Genomic DNA, 733 nt, shown 5'->3' with positions numbered 1-733 from the left:
TCTTCACCGCCACCCTCAGCCACGCCTCCCAAGGCGTGACCACGATCACCACCGACAAGGGTGTGATCACCATCGCTGACGGTGAAACCACCGGCACCCTGAAGATCGATGCTGCCAACGGCGAAGACGTCTACAAAGACGGTTCCGAACTGGTTGCCACTATCACCGGCGTAGACGGCCCGGGCTTTGAAAAGCTGGAAGTCAAAGACGGCAGTGGCTCCGCTACCGCGAAGGTCGTGGACACCGAAACTGCCTCGACCGTAAGCCTGTCCGGCTCGGTACAAAACGAAGGCTCGACGGCGCAGTACGTCTTCACTGCCACCCTCAGCCACGCCTCCCAAGGCGTGACGACGATCACCACCGACAAGGGTGTGATCACCATTGCCGACGGTGAAACCACCGGCACCCTGAAGATCGATGCTGCCAACGGCGAAGACGTCTACAAAGACGGTTCCGAACTGGTTGCCACTATCACCGGCGTAGACGGCCCTGGCTTTGAAAAGCTGGAAATCAAAGACGGCAGTGGCTCCGCTACCGCGAAGGTCGTGGACACCGAAACTGCCTCGACCGTAAGCCTGTCCGGCTCGGTACAGAACGAAGGTTCGACGGCGCAATACGTCTTCACCGCCACCCTCAGCCACGCCTCCCAAGGCGTGACCACGATCACCACCGACAAGGGTGTGATCACCATCGCTGACGGTGAAACCACCGGCACCCTGAAGATCGATGCTGC

Annotated in this window: 1 protein-coding gene; it reads left to right on the top strand. The window is 60.2% G+C overall.

The window, feature by feature from the left end:
- Nucleotides 1-733 (top strand): immunoglobulin-like domain-containing protein (locus tag DM813_RS28350; RefSeq protein WP_206617344.1); only part of this gene is annotated, 733 nt, incomplete at both ends.

Source organism: Pseudomonas alkylphenolica, assembly GCF_004025535.1.
Lineage (GTDB): Bacteria > Pseudomonadota > Gammaproteobacteria > Pseudomonadales > Pseudomonadaceae > Aquipseudomonas > Aquipseudomonas alkylphenolica_A.
The sequence above is the reverse complement of the archived record's forward strand: the minus strand, read 5'-3'. Positions and strand labels throughout refer to the sequence as shown.